Source organism: Bordetella sp. BOR01 (assembly GCF_019218885.1).
GTDB lineage: Bacteria > Pseudomonadota > Gammaproteobacteria > Burkholderiales > Burkholderiaceae_B > Bordetella_A.
Genome location: NZ_JAHUWT010000004.1, coordinates 702278 through 720019, shown reverse-complemented (window position 1 = coordinate 720019; position 17742 = coordinate 702278). Strand labels below are relative to the sequence as shown.

18 protein-coding genes are annotated in these 17742 nt (G+C 65.0%); 14 read left to right on the top strand and 4 right to left on the bottom strand.

The annotated features are described in order from the left end of the window. The first annotated feature begins 224 nt into the window (after positions 1-224). Entirely contained in the window at positions 225-995 is a 771-nt protein-coding gene (locus KW845_RS24995; RefSeq protein ID WP_218372051.1) for an SDR family oxidoreductase, read from the top strand. Positions 996-1066: 71 nt separating this feature from the next. On the opposite strand, the gene KW845_RS24990 is transcribed toward KW845_RS24995, so the two are convergent. Beyond that, entirely contained in the window at positions 1067-1678 is a 612-nt protein-coding gene (locus tag KW845_RS24990) for a C40 family peptidase (protein ID WP_218372050.1), read from the bottom strand. 243 nt (positions 1679-1921) lie between these two features. On the opposite strand from KW845_RS24990, the gene KW845_RS24985 reads away from it, so the two are divergent. The 4 genes from KW845_RS24985 (at position 1922) to KW845_RS24970 (ending at position 6410) form a co-directional block, all read left to right on the top strand. Further along, on the top strand, positions 1922-3418 hold the full coding sequence (locus KW845_RS24985; RefSeq protein ID WP_218372049.1) for an AMP nucleosidase: 1497 nt from the start codon (positions 1922-1924) through the stop codon (positions 3416-3418). A 111-nt stretch (positions 3419-3529) separates the two neighbouring features. Further along, complete coding sequence (locus KW845_RS24980; RefSeq protein ID WP_218372048.1) at positions 3530-3829, top strand: helix-turn-helix domain-containing protein; 300 nt, start codon at positions 3530-3532, stop codon at positions 3827-3829. Then, a complete protein-coding gene (locus tag KW845_RS24975; protein ID WP_218372047.1) occupies positions 3826-5166 on the top strand; it encodes a type II toxin-antitoxin system HipA family toxin in 1341 nt (446 codons plus the stop codon). The genes KW845_RS24980 and KW845_RS24975 overlap by 4 nt, the downstream gene beginning before the upstream one ends. Before the next feature lie 272 nt (positions 5167-5438). Continuing rightward, positions 5439-6410: a LysR substrate-binding domain-containing protein gene (locus KW845_RS24970; protein WP_255592910.1), complete on the top strand. Its 972-nt coding sequence runs from the start codon at positions 5439-5441 to the stop codon at positions 6408-6410. 19 nt (positions 6411-6429) lie between these two features. On the opposite strand, the gene KW845_RS24965 is transcribed toward KW845_RS24970, so the two are convergent. Then, a complete protein-coding gene (locus KW845_RS24965) occupies positions 6430-7230 on the bottom strand; it encodes an IclR family transcriptional regulator (RefSeq protein ID WP_218372046.1) in 801 nt (266 codons plus the stop codon). 209 nt (positions 7231-7439) lie between these two features. Between KW845_RS24965 and KW845_RS24960 the strand changes: the two genes are divergently transcribed. From KW845_RS24960 to KW845_RS24945, 4 genes are all read left to right on the top strand, one after another. Next, positions 7440-8993 (top strand): acyl-CoA synthetase, encoded by a 1554-nt coding sequence (locus KW845_RS24960; RefSeq protein WP_218372045.1) that lies wholly within the window; start codon positions 7440-7442, stop codon positions 8991-8993. Between the two features lie 23 nt (positions 8994-9016). After that, positions 9017-10156 carry a MaoC family dehydratase N-terminal domain-containing protein gene (locus KW845_RS24955; RefSeq protein ID WP_218372044.1) on the top strand — a complete coding sequence of 380 codons (1140 nt, stop codon included), beginning with the start codon at positions 9017-9019 and terminating at the stop codon, positions 10154-10156. A 20-nt stretch (positions 10157-10176) separates the two neighbouring features. Further along, positions 10177-11391 (top strand): CaiB/BaiF CoA-transferase family protein, encoded by a 1215-nt coding sequence (locus KW845_RS24950; RefSeq protein ID WP_218372043.1) that lies wholly within the window; start codon positions 10177-10179, stop codon positions 11389-11391. Positions 11392-11494: 103 nt separating this feature from the next. Further along, on the top strand, positions 11495-12457 hold the full coding sequence (locus KW845_RS24945) for a tripartite tricarboxylate transporter substrate binding protein (RefSeq protein WP_218372042.1): 963 nt from the start codon (positions 11495-11497) through the stop codon (positions 12455-12457). Between the two features lie 57 nt (positions 12458-12514). Here KW845_RS24945 and KW845_RS24940 read toward each other — a convergent pair whose 3' ends face one another. Beyond that, positions 12515-13414 (bottom strand): NAD(P)-dependent oxidoreductase, encoded by a 900-nt coding sequence (locus tag KW845_RS24940; protein WP_218372041.1) that lies wholly within the window; start codon positions 13412-13414, stop codon positions 12515-12517. A 40-nt stretch (positions 13415-13454) separates the two neighbouring features. Then, positions 13455-14420, bottom strand: a complete 966-nt coding sequence (locus tag KW845_RS24935) for a tripartite tricarboxylate transporter substrate binding protein (RefSeq protein WP_218372040.1) — start codon at positions 14418-14420, stop codon at positions 13455-13457. A gap of 220 nt (positions 14421-14640) precedes the next feature. On the opposite strand from KW845_RS24935, the gene galU reads away from it, so the two are divergent. From galU to KW845_RS24910, 5 genes are all read left to right on the top strand, one after another. Next, positions 14641-15513, top strand: a complete 873-nt coding sequence (gene galU / locus KW845_RS24930; protein ID WP_218372039.1) for a UTP--glucose-1-phosphate uridylyltransferase GalU — start codon at positions 14641-14643, stop codon at positions 15511-15513. Positions 15514-15563: 50 nt separating this feature from the next. Beyond that, positions 15564-16649 carry a calcium:proton antiporter gene (locus tag KW845_RS24925; protein ID WP_218372038.1) on the top strand — a complete coding sequence of 362 codons (1086 nt, stop codon included), beginning with the start codon at positions 15564-15566 and terminating at the stop codon, positions 16647-16649. A gap of 52 nt (positions 16650-16701) precedes the next feature. Further along, positions 16702-17184, top strand: a complete 483-nt coding sequence (locus KW845_RS24920; protein ID WP_218372037.1) for a low affinity iron permease family protein — start codon at positions 16702-16704, stop codon at positions 17182-17184. A gap of 51 nt (positions 17185-17235) precedes the next feature. After that, the gene (locus KW845_RS24915) at positions 17236-17427 is read left to right on the top strand and encodes a hypothetical protein (protein WP_218372036.1); all 192 of its coding nucleotides are present in this window, start codon (positions 17236-17238) and stop codon (positions 17425-17427) included. Positions 17428-17496: 69 nt separating this feature from the next. Then, positions 17497-17703: a hypothetical protein gene (locus KW845_RS24910; protein ID WP_218372035.1), complete on the top strand. Its 207-nt coding sequence runs from the start codon at positions 17497-17499 to the stop codon at positions 17701-17703. Positions 17704-17742 lie beyond the last annotated feature (39 nt).

Sequence of the window (17742 nt, the reverse complement as noted above, 5' to 3'; positions counted from 1 at the left end):
CAGACAAACTGGGGTAAGACGCGAAGGATAGCAAATCGGCCGCCGCCATGGGGCGGCGGCCGGGTATGCGGGCCGATTCAGTCTTAATTTCTTTTGGAAATAAATAAATTCCAAATTATTATATGTCATTCTGACGCCCGCCCGCGCCAAATCGTCACCCCCGCTTGCAAACCGGAGGACACTATTGCGTTAGGATTTCGCGGTTCAGTCAGAGGGAGAACCTGATGCGTTTGAATGAGCAACCCGGGGCCCAGGTCGCACTGGTTACGGGGGCCGGTACCGGTATCGGCCGCGCTGTGGCGCTGGAATTCCTGGCCCAGGGATACCGCGTCGTGCTGGCGGGACGGCGCCGCGAAATGCTGGAGCAGACCCGCACGGCGGCGGGCGACGACGGCTTGCGTGCCTTGGTCGTACCCACCGACGTCTGCGATGAGGAAGCGGTACGCCAGTTGTTCGACGAAACCCAGCGCGCCTATGGGCGCCTGGACGTGCTGTTCAACAATGCCGGCCGCAATGCGCCGGCGGTACCCATCGAAGACCTGCCGGTCGAAACCTGGCGCGAGGTGGTCGACGTCAACCTGACGGGCATGTTCTTGTGCGCGCAAGCCGCTATCCGGCTGATGAAAGCGCAGCAGCCGGGCGGTGGCCGCATCATCAACAACGGCTCGATCTCGGCACATGCCCCACGTCCGCTGTCGATCGCCTATACGGCTACCAAGCACGCCATCACGGGGCTGACCAAGTCGATCTCGCTGGACTGCCGCAGCTATGGCATTGCCTGCGGCCAGATCGACATCGGCAACGCCGCTACCGACATGACCCAGCGCATGGCGGCGGGCATCTTGCAGGCAGACGGCAACAAGCGTGTCGAGCCGCGCATGGATGTCGCCCACGTGGCGCACGCGGTGGTGGCCATGGCCAAGCTGCCGCTGGATGCCAATGTGCAATTCATGACCATCATGGCCACCAACATGCCTTTCGTGGGGCGCGGCTGAGCTGCCGTGTTTGATGATAGGCCATGAAAAAGCGCCCACTGGGCGCTTTTTCATGGCCTGGCGGGTTTCGGCTAGCGCCCCGCGTTGGCGCTGGCTACCAGGTGGCCTTGCGGCGCGGTAGCCGGCGCGGTGTCAAGGTAGCGCCGCGCCGCGACGTAGTGGCGCGACCAATAGCGGTTGTCGAGACTGTCGACCCGTACGCTGGAGCCGCGCGTGGGGGCGTGCACGAACTGGTTCTGGCCGATGTAGATGCCTACGTGCGATACCCCGCCGCGGCGTCGCGTGGCGAAAAAGACCAGGTCGCCGGGCTTGAGTTGTTTCTTTTTGACCGCCGTGCCTTCGTGGCGCTGCGCGCGCGCGGTGCGTGGCAGTTCCAGGCCGGCGATCTCGCGGAACACGAATTGCGTCAGGCCGCTGCAATCGAAACCGCCGTCGGGGTCTTCGCCGCCCCAGACGTAGGGGGTGCCCAGGGTATCCAGGCCGGCACGCACCACCATGTCGGGCAGGGTGGGGACGGTAAGCGGGTCGATCAGGCGCAGGCCCGTCAGCGATGCCAGCGCGTCGGTCGCGATGGAGGCTTGGGCGGGGGGAGACCAGGACAGGCCGATCGCCAAAAGCGGCGCGGCCAGGAATGCGGGTAAGGCGGATATAGCTAGACGGACTTTTCGCGTCGGTGGAGTCATTGCGACACTTCAGAATTCGGAGTGGGGCGGGATGGCTGACTACGTCAAGCCGGCGAAAGTGTGGTGCACATACAACGAGGCCACGCGGCATTTTACCGGATTGACGTTTCTTTGCATTTACGGGTTATTACTGAGCCGATGCATGCAGATGATGATGGCTTGCCGCGGCGCAAGAGACGTCGTGTGGTTACGGCATAATCGAAATACCCTGCCGCCGGCACGCTGTTTTTCCGGAACCGCAACATGACTGTTGACTTTTCGATCGCTTCTATCTATTGCCCCGAACCCCTGGCGTTCGAACGATTCGACCAGGCCCAGGCCGCGGTCGACCGCCTGATCGAGATCTACGGGCGCAACACGGCTTACATACGTGCCGCCTTCCAGGATGTGGTGAATGGGCGCGACCTGCCCGGGCCGATACGGGCCTGCTATCCGGCCATCCGCATCGCGGTGGATACCTACGACCCCATTGATACCCGTTTGTCGTTCGGCCATGTGGCCGAACCGGGCCGCTATCAGACGACGGTGACGCAGCCGACGCTGTTTCGCGACTATTACCTGGAACAGATCGGCCTGCTTTTGCAGAACCATGGCGGCACGGTCGAGGTGGGCGAGTCGGAATCGCCCATTCCGCTGCATTTCGCTTTTCCGGATGGAGCCTATGTCGAGGGCGAACGCCTGGAGGCCATGCGCCGGCCGCTGCGCGACCTGTTCGACGTCCCCGATCTGGCGGTCACCGACGATGCCATCGTCAATGGCTCGTGGCGCGGCCGCGAGGGCGAGCCGCGTCCCCTGGCGCCATTCACGGCGCCGCGGGTCGACTATTCGCTGCACCGCTTGCAGCACTACACGGCCACCGCGCCGGCGCATTTCCAGAATTTCGTTCTGTTCACCAACTATCAGTTCTATGTCGACGAGTTCTGCGCGCGCGCACGGGCCCTGATGGCCAGCGGCAGCGGTGCCTACGACGCGTTGGTGGAACCCGGCAACCGCATCACCCGCCGCGGCGACAATGCGCCGCCGCCCGCGCCGGCCGCAGGCGTGCGCCTGCCGCAGATGCCAGCCTATCACTTGGTGCGGCCGAATCATTCGGGCATCACCCTGGTCAATATCGGCGTGGGGCCGTCCAATGCCAAGACCATCACCGATCACATTGCCGTGCTGCGCCCCCATGCCTGGCTGATGCTGGGCCATTGCGCCGGCCTGCGCGACTCGCAGCGCCTGGGCGACTACGTGCTGGCGCACGGCTACGTACGCGAAGACCATGTGCTGGACGACGACCTGCCCACCTGGGTTCCCGTGCCGCCGCTGGCCGAAGTGCAGGTCGCCCTGGAACAGGCGGTCGAAGAGGTAGCCGGACTGTCCGGCTGGGAATTGAAGCGCATCATGCGTACCGGCACGGTGGCCAGTATCGACAACCGCAACTGGGAACTGCGCGACCACAATGAATTGGTACAGCGTTTTACCCAGTCGCGCGCCATTGCGCTGGACATGGAATCGGCCACGATCGCGGCCAATGGGTTCCGCTTCCGCGTGCCGTACGGCACTTTGCTGTGCGTGTCCGACAAGCCCTTGCATGGCGAGCTGAAGCTGCCCGGCATGGCCAGCGCTTTTTACCGCGACCAGGTCAACCAGCACCTGGAAATCGGCATCCGGGCACTGGAACGGCTGCGCGAGATGCCGCCAGAGCGCTTGCATTCGCGCAAGTTGCGCACATTCATGGAAACCGCCTTTCAATGAATATGGCACTAAAGTAGTGTTTTTAACAAAAAAACTACTTTAGTGCCTTGCTTCATATGCCATTTAATGGCAATATAGTAGCAATATCAACGCTTTTGCTACTTTAGTGCCATGAAAACACTGCCTGCCATCGCCGATACCCTGCGCGCACGCCTGCAGCAACAGGGCCTGACCCAGGCCGGCCTGCGCGATGCCGCGGGCATTGCCCAGCGCACGCTTACCAATGTGCTCAGCGGCGAACAAGACTTCAAGGTCAGCACGCTGCTGGCGCTGGCCGATCGCCTGGGCCTGGAAATGGTGCTGGTGCCCAAGGGGGCTGCGGCGGCCATCGACGCCGGGGCCACGGTCAAGCCCAAGGTGCCCACCCGTATCGCGGTGGCGCGCCGCCAAGCCGGAGGGGTATCCGAATGAACGTCCAGGCATTGGCCGTCTTCATCGGCACCCAGCGTGTCGGTGTGCTGTTCCAGTACCGCATGCCGGGGGCGGAAGTCGTCACCCGGTTCGTGGCTGACGACGCCTTTGCGCGCCGGGCCGATGCGCCTGTCGTATCGGCGGCTTATCTTGCCGATTCGCCCGCCGACCAGGCGGCCTTCTGGGCCGACGTGCGCAGCGAGCCGCTCAATGGCCGCCATTCGCCGCAGAACGGCTGGCTGCTGCCGGCGTTCTTCCAGAACTTGCTGCCCGAAGGGGTCTTCCGCGATCACGTGGCACGCATTCGCGGCTGCGATCCCAAAGACCATTTCGAGATGCTGGCTGCCTGCGGAGCCGACCTGCCCGGCAATATCTACGCCAGGCCGGTGGAACTGTCGCGCGACGAACTGGCGCACTACGTCACGCAAGACCAGGACGCGCTGGAAATGACGGTAACGGCCGACCCCATGGAGCAAGGCGTGTCGCTGTCGGGCGTGCAGCCCAAGCTGGGTGTCATCAAACAGGGTGAACGCTACGTGGGGCGCACGCGCGACCACGACACCCATATCATTGCCAAGCTGCCGGTAGTGGGGCAGCCGCTGCTGCCCGAGCTCGAGGCGCTGTCGCTGCAACTGGCTCACGCGGCTGGCGTGGATATCTGCCAGGCGTACCTGGAACCCCTGGAAAAATTGTCAGCCGAACATGGCTACGACCTGGGCGATGCCGATGCGCGCACCTGTTTCCTGGCCGTGGTGCGCTACGACCGGGCGCCGGGACACCGCGTGCATTGTGAAGATTTCGCGCAGATCCTGGGTGCCATGCCCGAAGAAAAATATCGTGCGGCAACGTACCTGGACGTTGCCGCCGTGCTGCTGGCGTTCGATTCGCTGGGAGAGCCCGCGGTGCATGAACTGCTGCGCCGCATGGTGGTCAATGAAATGCTGGGCAATCCCGACATGCACTTGAAGAACCTGGGCCTGGTCTATCCCGATGGCAAGACACCGCGGCTTGCGCCCGCGTACGACATCGTGGGCTACGCGGCGTATCACGCCTGCCAGGGCCATGCCTTGCGGATCGTTCCGCCAGGCCTCGAGCCGCGCCGCGGCGCCAGGCAAGCGGCGGGCACCAAGCCCGCGCTGTCGCCCGCCATGCTGCGTGCGTTCTGCGCCAGCCTGGGTATCCCCGAAAAGCCCGCAGCCAAAGCGGTGGCCGATTGTGTCAAGGCGGCCCATGCACAATGGCCCGCGCTGATCGCCGGATCGGCGCTTACCGCACGCCAGCAACAGAAACTGCTGACGCATTTCCAGGCCCATGCGATGGTGAAATCGGTGCGATAAAACGGGAACTTCCGGGCGCAAAAGGGGTCTTACTTTCATGGGCGTACGTCAACGCCCCAGGAGACCACTATGACCTACACGTCACGCGGGGAACGCGAAGACTACATGAGGTGGCCAAGCGACTTTCCCGGTAAGCACTGACCCTTCCTCTCGCTGTTCCATGGCCCGCTTCGGCGGGCCTTTTAGTGGGTCGCGAATGCGGCATGACGCGTGGTCATTCCTTGCGCGGCGGCATCGTCCAGATGCGCTCAGGATGGCGCCGTTACTCTAAGATGGCTGCTTTCCAAGACCGGGGGCGCATCATGGAATTGCGGCAACTGGAACTGTTCATCGGCATTGCCGAATCGGGGGCGTATTCGCGCGCCGCGATGCGGCTGTCGATCAGCCAGCCCATTCTCAGCCGGCAGATCAAGGCGCTGGAAGATGAACTGGGCGTGGCGTTGTTCTACCGTACCGGGCGCGGCGTCACGCTGACCGAAGCCGGGGCGCTGCTGGAGCAATACGCACGCGGCCTGGTCGAGACCGCGCGCAGTGCTGCCCTTGCCGTCAAGGCGATTGGCGGCGCCCCCACGGGGCCCGTGGTGCTGGGCATGCCGGCCTCGATATCCACGGTGCTGTCGGTCTCGCTGATCGAGGCGTTCCGGCGCGCTTATCCCGGGATGTCGTTGAAATTCATGGAAGGCTATAGCGGCCATGTGCTCGAATGGCTGGCCGCCGGGCGCACCGATATTTCGGTCCTGTACGATGCGCCGCGCCTGAGCATTTCCACCTTGCCGACCGAAGCCCTGCTGACCGATGAGCTATTCCTGCTGGGGCCCGCCAACGATCCGGCCGGCCTGGGCAGTGGCCCGGTGCCAGCGGTCCGCTTGAGCCGCATACCCATGATCCTGCCCAGCCGTCCGCATGGCATACGGGTGCTGGTCGATGAATCGCTGGACAGCATCGGCCTGGCGCCGAATGTGGAAATGGAAATCGATGCCATGCATTCGATGCTGCGGCTGGTAGAGAGCGGACTGGGCTATGCGGTGCTGTCCTACGCCTGTGTCGCGGCGCAAATCGCACAGGGGCGCATGCGGATCTGGCGCATCGTGCAGCCCACCATTACTCGCTCGCTGGTCATCGCCACTTCGACCCAGCGTCCGTCGACCCACGCGGTGCGGGCATTGGGCACGCTGCTGCGCCGGCAGATCCAGGACCTGGTCGAGCAGGGGCGTTGGACGCCCGAACCGTCGGTATTCTCGTGAGGGCGCGGCTTGCGGCAGGTCAGTCCGGCAGTGCCAGGCGCGTCAGCGCGTCGGCCTCGCGCAGCAGTTCCCGGGCCAGCGCCTGGGCACGGTCGTCATCGATGTGGCCCGACATGCCGGCGGCCGTCAATGAATGGCTGAGCCGGCCCTTGGTGTCGAATACCGGCGCGGCCACCAGCGTGACGCCGGCGATGTAGTTGCCGGTATCGATGCTGTAGCGTTGCACGCGCGCCAGTTCGACTTCGGCGCGCCAGTCGGCGAAGTGGGGCGGGGATTCCCAGCGCAGCGTGCCGAAGCGCTGTTCGATGCGCGACCAGGGGGTACGCGAAAACGCCGCCATCAGGCGGCCCGTGGCGCTGATCAGGCCCGGGAATCGGCTGCCCACATCGACATGCAGCCGGAACGGCGCATGCGCCTTGGACAGTGCCACCACCACCATGTGATCCAGGTCGATGACTTCGGCGGCGATGGCTGTCACGTTCCACTGCGCCGCGATGCGATCCAGCACCGGCTGGGCCAGCGATGGAAACGAATTGGTCTGCAAGGCATTGCGGGCCAACGACAGCAGGCCGCTGCCCAATGAATAGCGCTTGGTGCTTTCGTCGACCTTCAGCAGGCCTTCATCGACCAGCACGCGCACGATATGCAGGCAGGTGCTGGTGACCAGGCCCAGCGATTCAGCGATGGCCTTCACCCCCATGGGGTTGGGAGAGCGCCCCAGCAGGCGCAAGATCGCCACGGCACGCGATACCGCCGGCACGGGCCGCAGGCATGGTGTTTTGGCTGGCGCAGGAATGGAAGAAGCAGCGGGCGTGGGCATCGGGCGTCCTTCGAACTGGGTGGGCAACGGTTTTTAATTATTGTACCAAGACAAATTAAGGGCTTATTTGACAAACCATGCCTGCCCTCTGAACAATGGCCCCATCTCTGGCAAAACTGCTTTTCGGCATCCGGCAGGCCGGGTCGCAGTCCCTTTAATAATTGTATTAGTACAAATATCAGGTCTATTTCGCAACTACCTGGCCATCCATGCCCACGCTTACCGATATCACTTCCTACGCCGAGGCCCAGGCGCAGTTCTCGCCGCAAGCCTTATGGGACCTGTTCGACGGGTCGCGCGAGACATTCAATATTGCCCACGAGTGCGTCGACCGGCATGCGGCCGGGAACGGCACGGCCGTCATCGTGGCGCAGGCCGACGGGGGCGAGACCTCGATAACTTTCCGGCAACTGGCGCGCCAGTCCAGCCAGTTTGCGCACTGGCTGGCAGCGCGCGGCGTACGCCCGGGCGACCGGGTCGCCATCATGCTGGAACCATCGCCGGCGTTCTATGCGGCCATGTTCGGGGCGCTGAAGGCCGGGGCCATTGCCGTGCCCTTGTTCACGCTGTTCGGCCCCGACGGCGTACGCCTGCGGATACGCGATTGCACGCCCCGCCTGCTGGTGACCAATGCCGAGAAGGCCGAGATGTGCCGCGCGCTGGGCGATACCGAAGTACTGGTGGCCGACGCGGCCTTCGATGCCTTGCTGCAGGCCTATCCGGACACCTACGCCCCCCGCACCCAGGCCGGCGACAACGCCATTTTCCAGTACACATCAGGTACGACGCGCGAACTGCCCGCGGCGGTCAGGCACACGCATCGCGCATTGGTGACCTTGATGCTGGCCGCCCTGTATGGCACCGGCCTGCGTCCCGGAGACCGGTTTTTCTGCCCGTCCTCGCCGGCCTGGGGCCATGGCCTGTGGCATGGAACGCTGGCCCCCTTGGCGCTGGGTATCACCATCGGCGCCTACAGCGGCAAGTTCAACGCCGAACGTTTGTTGAAGGCCTTGCAGGACGGCCGCTTCACTACCATTTCGGCGGCGGCGACGCACTTCCGGATGATGCGCAATTCCGGCGCGGTGGCGCGCTATCGCTATGACCTGCAGAAAGTGTCGTTCACCGGTGAACCCATGGATAGCGAAACGGAGGCATTCGTGCGCCAGGCGTTCGGCCGGCCGGTCTGCAGCATGTACGGCACTACGGAAATCGGCGTGATTCTGGTCAATTACCCGGGCGCCGAGGATTTCCGAGTCAAGCCGGGTTCATTGGGCAAGCCGGTTCCCGGCGGCACGGTGCAAGTGCAAGACGCGGCGGGGCAGCCGTGCCCGCCGGGCGTGACCGGCGAGCTGAAAGTATGGCGCGGCGGCACCTGGGTGGCCACCAAGGACCTGGGCCGGGTGGATGACGAAGGCTATTTCTACCATGCCGGCCGCGCCGACGACGTCATCATCTCGGCAGGCTGGACGATGAGCGCGGTCGAGATCGAAGACGCCATCCTGAAGCATCCCGATGTGCGCGAGGCTGCGGCGATCGGCGTGCCCGATCCGTTGCGCGGCCAGGTCGTCAAGGCGTTCGTCGTGGCGGGGCGTCCGGGCGACGCACCCTTCATCAAGGAAATCCAGGATCTGGTGCGCAGCCGGCTCAGCCAGCACGAGTATCCGCGCCATGTCGTGTTTGTCGACGAACTGCCGAAAACCCCCGCCGGCAAAGTCCATCGCAAGGCGTTGCGCGATCAGGAACCGCGCACCGCCGCAGTTTGAGCAACCCCCAAGGAGATACCCACATGTCCGCCACCGGCGAAAGAACGTTTCCCAAGATCACGCAGCAAGGGCTTGATGCCCTGCGCGAACGCATCGGCCACAAAATCGACAATACCGCCGAGCCTTGGTGCCATGAGGCCACCCGCGACAACATCCGCCACTACGCGCATGGCATCGGCGACGATAACCCGCTGTGGTGCGATCCGGACTATGCGGCGCGCACCCGCCATGGCGGTATCGTGGCCTTGCCCAGCTTCCTGTTTGCCACCAATCGCATCATTTCCGGGTATGTGGGCGGCCTGCCTGGCGTGCACGCGATGTGGTCGGGATCGGACTGGACCTGGCACAAATCTGTGCAGCGCAACGACGAGATTCGTACCGAGGCCTACCTGAAAGACCTGGTCGAGCACGAGACGCGCTTTGCGGGCCGCGCCATCCAGCAGATCTACCACGTGGATTTCTACAACCAGCAGGGCGACAAGGTGGCCGAGGCCGATAGCTGGTGCTTTCGCACTGAACGCGACCACGCGCGCGAGCAGGGCACCAAGTACAGCGAAGTGCGCGCGCGTGAGCCGCGCCGCTATACCCCTGAAGAGATCCGGGAAGCCTGCAGGTTGTACCGCGACGAGCCGGTGCGCGGCGCCCAGGCCCGCTATTGGGAAGACGTGGCCGAGGGCGAGGCGCTGCCCGTGATGTTCAAGGGACCCATGACGGTTACCGGCTTCATTGCCTATGCGCAAGGATGGGGCGGGCTGTATATCCGTGCCAACAAGCTGGCCTGGAAACTGATCGACGCCCATCCGGGCGTGGGCATCACCAACCGGTTCGGCATTCCCGATGTGCCCGAACGCGTGCACTGGGAAGAAGATTTCGCGCACGAGGTAGGTGCGCCCGGCGCCTACGACTATGGCCCCGAACGGGCTTCGTGGCTGACGCACCACCTGACCAACTGGATGGGCGACGACGGTTTCCTGCGCCAGGCCCAGTGCAAGATCCGCCGCCACAACCCCGAGGGCGACATGCTGTTCATCAAGGGCAAGGTGGTGGGCAAGTATGTCGAAGAAGGCCGGCACCTGGTGCGCATCGAACAAGAGGCCCGCAACCAGCACGACGAATTGTCGGTAGTGGGTTCCGGCGTCGTCGAGCTGCCTTCCAGGAAGTAGAACCGCGGCAAGGAGACAGCATGACCGAGACCCCGATCCCTGATCCCACGGCCGCCTTGCCGCCGCGGCGCCAGGGTGCCGGGGCGCTGGCTGGCATACGCGTTGTGGATCTGTCGCGCGTGCTGGCCGGCCCCCTGTGCACACAGATGCTGGCCGACCATGGTGCCGATGTCGTCAAGGTCGAGCCGCCTTTTGGCGATGAGACCCGGCGGTTGGGGCCGCCGTTCGATGCGTCGGGAGACGCGGCGTATTTCAGCGCGCTCAATCGTGGCAAGCAATCCATCGGCCTGAACCTGGCGCAGCCGCAGGACCGGCAGATACTGCATGGCCTGCTGCGCGATGCGGATGTGCTGGTCGAGAACTTCCTGCCCGGCACCATGCAGAAGTGGCAGCTCGATTTCGAGCGCGACCTGGCGCCGCGCTATCCGCGCCTGGTCTATTGCAGTATTACGGGCTTTGGCGGCGACGGGCCGCTGGGCGGCCTGCCTGGCTACGATGCCGTGCTGCAGGCCATGTGCGGCCTGATGAGCGTCAATGGCAGCATCGGCTCGGGGCCCACGCGCATCGGCGTGCCCGTCGTGGACCACCTGACCGGCTATGCCGCGTTCTCGGGCATCTTGATGGCCTTGCTGGCCCGCCAGCACCATGGCGCGGGCCAGCGCGTGGAAACCACCTTGTTCGATACGGCGCTGAGCCTGCTGGTGCCGCATGCGGCGAACTGGTTCTGCTCCGGCCAGGCGCCGGGGTTGACCGGCAACGCGCATCCCAACATCGCGCCCTATGACCAGTTCGACGCGGGCGACGGGCCCATGTTCCTGGGCATCTTGAACGACGGGCAGTTCCGCAAATTCTGCGACCGGGCAGGGCGCCCCGACCTGGCGCTGGATGAGCGCTTTCAATCGAACGCGCTGCGCCTGCGCAATGCCGCCGCCCTGCGAACCGAGATCGAGACGGCACTGCGTGCCTGCCGGCGCGACGAGCTGTGCCGCGACCTGATGGCGGCGGGCGTGGCGGCCGGGCCGGTCAACACCGTGCCGCAGGCGCTTGGCCATGCACATGCGCAGCATCGGCGCATGCATGTCGTGGATGGCGCATACCAGGGGATCGGGCTGCCCATCAAGTTGTCGGCGACGCCGGGCCGGGCGGGGGCCGCGCCGCCGGCCTTCGATCAACACCGCGGCAGCATCCTGGACGAGGCCGCGTCATGTGACCCGCCTGGCGCCAAAGACGCCTGATTGTGCAGCCGCAACCGCATCACCACGGTGCCAGGCACACAAGGTGCCCGACATCGCCAGCAGTCCCTGCAGTCCACATACCGATAAACCAGGAGACATAGCCATGTTGCGTTCCACCTTGCTGGCGGCCTGCGTTCTTGCAGCCGTCGCTGCGCCCGTTTCGGCTCAGCACGCGTATCCCGATAAACCCGTCAAGATCATTGTTGCCTATACCGCGGGCCAGGGCACCGATGTTGCCACGCGGTATTTCGCCGAACAGCTCACCCAGTTGCTGGGGCAGACGTTCTATGTGGAAAACCGGGGCGGTGCCGGCGGCAATATCGGCACTGACCTTGCCGCCCGGTCCGCGCCAGACGGCTACACGCTCACCATGGGCACGAACGCCACCCATGCCCTGAACCAGTTCCTGTATCCCGGCATGACGTATGACGCCGCGCGGGATTTCGCACCGATCGCGCTGGTGGCGACGTTTCCCATGGCCTTGCTGGCGGGTAGCGATTCGGCGTTCACGTCGGTGCCCGATGTGCTCGAGGCCGCGCGCGCCAAGAAAGGCGGCGCGGACGTCGGCATGCCCAGCACCACCGCGCGGCTGGTGCTGGAACTGCTCAAAGAGCAGACCGACGCGCCCTTGTTCGGCGTGCCGTACAAGGGATCGTCCAATGCCATGACCGATGTGATCGGCAAGCAGATTCCGCTGACCATCGACACTGTCGCCGCGGCGCGGCCGCAAGTCGAAGGCGGCAAGCTCAAGGTGCTGGGCGTGACCAGCCGGCGGCCCACCGAGCTGCTGCCCGGCGCGCCTACTGTGGCGTCGCAGGGCGTGGATGGTTTCGAGGTCATTGCCTGGAACGCCTTGTATGCCCCCAAGGGCACGCCAGCGGACGTCGTGGCGCGCCTGAACCAGGCCGTCAACCAGATACTGCGGCAGCCCGCCACCCGCCAGCGCCTGCTGCAGATGGGCTATGAGCCGGCGGGCGGCAGCGCCCAGGATCTGGCCGATTTCGGCCAGGCCGAGCGCCGCAAGTGGGAGCCGATCATCAAGAAGGCAGGCATCCGGGCGGGTTGACGCAAGGGCAATGCCGGACCTGGACGTCCGCCGGGTGCCCGGCGCCGGTGGTCCCGGTCAGGATTTCCCCCGGATCGGCACGCCGCCCCAGGTCTCGACCACCTTGGCGATGTGGGTGAAGTCGGCCTGTTCGCCGCACAGCGTGGTGGTCAGCACCAACATTTCGCGCACTGCCGAACCCACCACCATGGGCACCCCGATGGCCTCGGCCTCGTCCACGCAGAGCCGCACGTCTTTGTAGGCCAGGCGCGCCGCGAAGCCGATGTCGAAGGTGCCGGGCAGCACCGCCTTGGGGAATTTGTCCTGGGTGGCCGTGTTGCGACCCGAACCGGCGTTGATGACGTCCAGCATCACGGCGGCATCCAGGCCGGCCTTGACGCCCATGGCCATCGCCTCGGACGTGATGGCCACCGCTGCGGCCGACAGCAGGTTGTTGGCCAGCTTCATGGTCTGGCCTATGCCAGCGTCCTGGCCCAGGTAGAACACCGGCCCGAAATGCTTCAGGACAGGTTCCAGGGCCTCGTAGTGATCGCGCGGGCAGGCCGCCATCACGGCCAGCGTGCCGCGCTGGGCGCCGCCCACGCCGCCGCTGACTGGCGCATCCACGTACAGGATGTCGCGCGTTCCCAAGGCCTGGGCCACCTGCCTGGCTACGCGCGGCCCGATGGTCGACAGGTCGACCACCCGGCGTATCCGTGTGCCGCCGGCCAGGCCGTCGGCGCCAGCCGCCACTTGCTGCACGATTTCGGGCGTAGGCAGGCTCAGGAACACGGTGTCGGTGGTGTCGGCCACCTCGCGCAGGCTGGCGCAGGCGCGCGCGCCGCGGGCCTGCAAGCGTGCCACCGCATCGCGGTTGGTGTCGTAGACGGCCAGCGGGTAGCCAGCATCGAGCAAGCGGCCGGCCATGGGGGTTCCCATGTTGCCCAGGCCGATGAATCCGTAGGTCTCTTCAGACATGACAATTTCCTTCGGTTGAGTAAACAGTGCCGGGGCCGCTTCAGCGCGGCTGCAGGCCGATCTGCTGGGCCAGGTCGGCCACGCGCCGACTATCCTGGGCGAGCAGCTTGGCGAACGGATCGGGGCCGCGTTCGGCCGGGCTGGGCGCCTGGACGGCCAATTGTTCCAGCCGGCCCTTGAACTCGGGGCTGTCGACCACCGTCGACAGGGCCTGGGCCAGTTTGTCGATCACCGCGCGGGGCGTGCCCTTGGGTGCGACCACGCCATTCCAGATTGCCAGGTCGAACTGCGGCAGGCCGCCTTCGGCGAAGGTCGGTACGTCGGGCATCTGGGGCAGGCGCGCCGGCGCCGAGACGGCCAGCGAGCGGATGCGGCCGTCCTGGTGCAGGGGCATCATGGTGACGGTCTGGTCGATCACGCCGTCGATCACCCCGGCCATCAAGTCGGCCAGCGCGGGGCCCGAGCCGCGGTACTGGATCAGTTCGCCCTGGGTCTGGGACAAATGCAGGAACATGCCCTCGGCCAAATGGGCAGTGGTGCCGGGCCCGCCCGAGCCGAAGTTCAGCTTCGGGCCGGATTTCATGCGGTCCAGCAGTTCCGGCAAGGTCTTGATGCCGCTCTTGTTGCTGACCGACAGCACCATGGGCACCGTGGCCACCGTGCCGACGGTGGCCAGGTCGCGCACCGGGTCCACGCCGGCGTCCGGGTGCAGCAGCGGAATGATGGCCATCGACAGATTGCTGAACATCAGGGTATATCCGTCGGGGTCGGATTTCAGCAGCCGCTGCATGCCGATCAGGCCGCCCGCGCCCGTAGTGTTTTCCACCACCACCGGCTGCTTCAAGGTCTTGGATAAGGAATTGCCAATCAGGCGCGCCAGCGTATCCAGCGTACCGCCGGGTGCGACGCCCACGATGATGGTGATCGGCTTGGTGGGGAAGTCTTGCGCGGCGGCCTGCCCGGACAGCATCAAGGCGGCTATGCAACTGGCAAAAAATCGCAACATGTCTTGTCTCCTTGGTTCTAGGCGTTCACAGGGTCTGCCCTGTTTTTCGATTCACCCGCCCGGCGCCTTGCGGGCACCGGCCAGCCGGGTCATCCGATACTAGCCATGAGCAGTGCAACAAGCCTCTACGGCGCCGACATACCAGCCTCGTCATTTCCGGCATAACAGGCGGGCATGCCGCTTGCTAACGCGGCGGCACCGTTACTCTGTAGAGAAAGTCATGAAGCCAATCCGCAAAGCCGTATTTCCCGTGGCAGGCATGGGTACCCGGTTCCTGCCTGCCACCAAAGCCATGCCAAAGGAAATGCTGCCTATCGTCGACAAACCGCTCATCCAGTACGCGGTAGAAGAGGCCGTTGCGGCGGGGATTGTCGAATTGGTGTTTGTCACGGGACGGAACAAGCGCGCCATCGAAGACCATTTCGATAGCGCGCCCGAGCTGGAAGCGGGCCTGGCGGCCATGCACAAGACAGCCCTGCTGGAGGCGGTGCGCAACGTCATCCCGCCGCATGTGACGTGCATCTATACGCGCCAGCCCGCCCCCCTGGGCTTGGGACACGCGGTGCTGTGCGCGGCGCCCATCGTCGGCGACGAGCCGTTTGCCGTGCTGCTGGCTGATGACCTGATCGATGCCGATACGCCGGCCACCGGGCAACTGATCGATGCCGCCCGCCGCCACGACGGAAGTGTGCTGGCCATCCAGAACGTGCCGCGCGACCAGACCGGCAAGTATGGCATCGTCTCGGGGCGCCGTATTGATGCGCGCACCGCCCGATTGCAGGGCATCGTGGAAAAGCCGCTGCCCGCCGATGCCCCGAGCACGCTGGCGGTGGTGGGCCGCTATATTCTCGAGCCCCGGATATTCGATTTGTTGCGTGCCACCCAGGCCGGGGTAGGCGGCGAGATCCAGTTGACCGACGCTATTGCCAGCCTGCTGCAAGAGCGCAATGTGTACGGCTACCAGTATGAGGGCGTGCGGTACGACTGCGGCAGCAAGGCCGGCTTTTTCGCGGCCACCATGGATCTGGGCCGCAAGTATCACGGGCTGGGCATACCCGACGAGGAACCCATGGCCCTGGCCGACGACGATTGAGATGGTGGCGGCACGCGGAGTAAGCTGCCGTACGATCCCGGGAAAACCGCATGCTCGTGCTGCTGAGGCAGGAAAAACTATTGCTGCTGGCCATCGCGGCGGCTGCCGTGGCCTACGCCGCCGGCGCCCGCCTGACGGCCAGCGGCGCGACGACGGCCATCGTCTCCACGGTGCTGCTGGTGGCGGCCATCATTTGCGCGTCGCAGCGGGTGGCCTTTCACGCCGAACAACTGGCGCATCGGCTGGGCGACCCTTATGGCACCATGGTGCTGACCCTGTCGGCCGTGCTGGTCGAAGTGGTGGTGCTGGGCATCGTGATGTCGCACGACCCATCCCCCACGCTGGTGCGCGACACGATCTATGCCGCCGTCATGCTGGACATCAACGGCATCCTGGGGCTGGCGGCGCTGATGGGCGGGCTCAAGCACGGCGAGCAGGCCTACAACGACGATTCCGGCCGGGTGTACACCGTCATGATCCTGACCGCCATGGCGATCTCCATGATCGTGCCGGAGTTCGTTCCGCGCGACCGCTGGCACCTTTATTCCGGCTTCACGATCGTCGTCATGATCATGCTGTACGCCGTGTTCCTGCGCATGCAGACCGGGCCGCACAGTTATTTCTTCAGCTACAGCTACCCCGACAAGCGACGCCGGCCCGCCACGCCATCGACGGGCGACCCCACCACGCTGTCCTCCGTGGGCCTGCTGGTGGCCGGGGTGGTGGTCATCGGGGCCTTGGCGGAAGTCATGGCCAAGTCGCTGAACGTGTCGCTCGAGCACGTGGACGTCCCGCCGGCGTTGCCGGCCCTGGTGGTGGCGCTGATCTCGGCCAGCCCCGAAATCTTGACCGCCTTGCGCGCCGCGCTGGCCAACCGCATGCAATCCGTGGTGAATATCGCCCTGGGAGCCTCGCTATCCACGGTCATCCTGACAGTGCCGCTGATGGAAGCGCTGGCGCTTTACACCGGGCAGCCGTTCGACATGGCAATGACGCCCATACAGACCATGATGGTGCTGGTTACCCTGATCGTGACGGCAATCAACGTGAACGATGGCCAGACCAACGCCATCGAAGGCATGACCCACTTTGCCTTGTTTGCCACGTTCCTGATGTTGTGCGTGCTGGGCCTGTAAAAGGGCCGGGCGCCAATCAATGGTTTTCCAGTCATTCCTCGAGGAGCATGCCATGAGCCCAAAGACTGACCCCGGCGAGCCTGGCGATGCCCGTAGCGGGCAATCGTCCGAGCGTGATCCGGCGGACGAGAAAGAGCTGATCCATCATCGGTCGCGCCTGGCCCACCTGTTCGACCACTTCGCGACCGCCGTGGCCCGTGCGACGGGCTCGCCCATCGCTTTCGGTTGCGCGGTGCTGATCATCGTGCTGTGGGCCCTGGCCGGCCCCTGGGCGGGTTTTTCCGAGGTATGGCAGTTGGTGGTCAACACCGGTACCACCATCATTACCTTCCTGATGGTGTTTCTTATCCAGCAAAATCAGAACAAGGACAGTCGCGCCCTGCACGTGAAACTCGACGAACTGTTGATGGCATTGAAGGGGGCCAGCGACAAACTGGTGGACATCGAAGACCTGGAAGAAGACGAGCTCAACGCCCTTGCCGAGCGTTACCGCCGCCTGGCGACCGCTGCGCGCGACCAGGCGGCAGCGAAATAAGCGTGGGCATGGAGCTTGCTGAGCCACCGCTTCAACTTCGAGGAGATCGTCATGACTGTTTCCAACCATCGCGAACCAGGTGGCCCGCCGGATATTCCTCCGGGTGATCCCGGCCAGCCCGGCGAGCCCGGGCCCGACAATCCCACCCCTGACCCCGACCGGCCGCCACGCGATCCGGAGCAAGTGCCGGGCACCCCCCAGGGCCCCAATCCGGCCTCGCCCGATCTCGTCGACCTGGCCTAGAAAACAGGCTTCAGGCCCAGTCGCCGCGCTCAACTGCCATCGTGTCGCGCCAACGCTTCCCGGATCGCGGTGCGCTGGCTGGCCTCGATCGTCTGGCGCAGTGTCATGGCCAGCGGCGGCAAGCTGGCCGGCGGCTTGGCGCTACCCGACGGGGCCTACGACACCTGGCGCACGCTGTACGGGCAATTGCAGGAATTCCAGCAAGACCTGGCTGAACATATCCCCCTGGAAAACTGCGTGCTGTTCGTGCGTGCGGCGGGTACCGAGCCGGGCTGACCCGAGGCGCTATCCGGCGCCTTCACATGGCGCCTGCAA

What these genes read in the sequence shown, in the direction of transcription:
- KW845_RS24985 (WP_218372049.1), top strand. Translation starts at nt 1,922, where the DNA reads ATGACTGTTGACTTTTCGATCGCTTCTATCTATTGCCCCGAACCCCTG.
- KW845_RS24945 (WP_218372042.1), top strand. Translation starts at nt 11,495, where the DNA reads ATGTTGCGTTCCACCTTGCTGGCGGCCTGCGTTCTTGCAGCCGTCGCT.
- galU (WP_218372039.1), top strand. Translation starts at nt 14,641, where the DNA reads ATGAAGCCAATCCGCAAAGCCGTATTTCCCGTGGCAGGCATGGGTACC.
- KW845_RS24970 (WP_255592910.1), top strand. Translation starts at nt 5,439, where the DNA reads ATGGCTGCTTTCCAAGACCGGGGGCGCATCATGGAATTGCGGCAACTG.
- KW845_RS24995 (WP_218372051.1), top strand. Translation starts at nt 225, where the DNA reads ATGCGTTTGAATGAGCAACCCGGGGCCCAGGTCGCACTGGTTACGGGG.
- KW845_RS24965 (WP_218372046.1), bottom strand. Translation starts at nt 7,230, where the DNA reads ATGCCCACGCCCGCTGCTTCTTCCATTCCTGCGCCAGCCAAAACACCA.
- KW845_RS24955 (WP_218372044.1), top strand. Translation starts at nt 9,017, where the DNA reads ATGTCCGCCACCGGCGAAAGAACGTTTCCCAAGATCACGCAGCAAGGG.
- KW845_RS24960 (WP_218372045.1), top strand. Translation starts at nt 7,440, where the DNA reads ATGCCCACGCTTACCGATATCACTTCCTACGCCGAGGCCCAGGCGCAG.
- KW845_RS24980 (WP_218372048.1), top strand. Translation starts at nt 3,530, where the DNA reads ATGAAAACACTGCCTGCCATCGCCGATACCCTGCGCGCACGCCTGCAG.
- KW845_RS24950 (WP_218372043.1), top strand. Translation starts at nt 10,177, where the DNA reads ATGACCGAGACCCCGATCCCTGATCCCACGGCCGCCTTGCCGCCGCGG.
- KW845_RS24975 (WP_218372047.1), top strand. Translation starts at nt 3,826, where the DNA reads ATGAACGTCCAGGCATTGGCCGTCTTCATCGGCACCCAGCGTGTCGGT.
- KW845_RS24915 (WP_218372036.1), top strand. Translation starts at nt 17,236, where the DNA reads ATGACTGTTTCCAACCATCGCGAACCAGGTGGCCCGCCGGATATTCCT.
- KW845_RS24935 (WP_218372040.1), bottom strand. Translation starts at nt 14,420, where the DNA reads ATGTTGCGATTTTTTGCCAGTTGCATAGCCGCCTTGATGCTGTCCGGG.
- KW845_RS24925 (WP_218372038.1), top strand. Translation starts at nt 15,564, where the DNA reads ATGCTCGTGCTGCTGAGGCAGGAAAAACTATTGCTGCTGGCCATCGCG.
- KW845_RS24990 (WP_218372050.1), bottom strand. Translation starts at nt 1,678, where the DNA reads ATGACTCCACCGACGCGAAAAGTCCGTCTAGCTATATCCGCCTTACCC.
- KW845_RS24920 (WP_218372037.1), top strand. Translation starts at nt 16,702, where the DNA reads ATGAGCCCAAAGACTGACCCCGGCGAGCCTGGCGATGCCCGTAGCGGG.
- KW845_RS24940 (WP_218372041.1), bottom strand. Translation starts at nt 13,414, where the DNA reads ATGTCTGAAGAGACCTACGGATTCATCGGCCTGGGCAACATGGGAACC.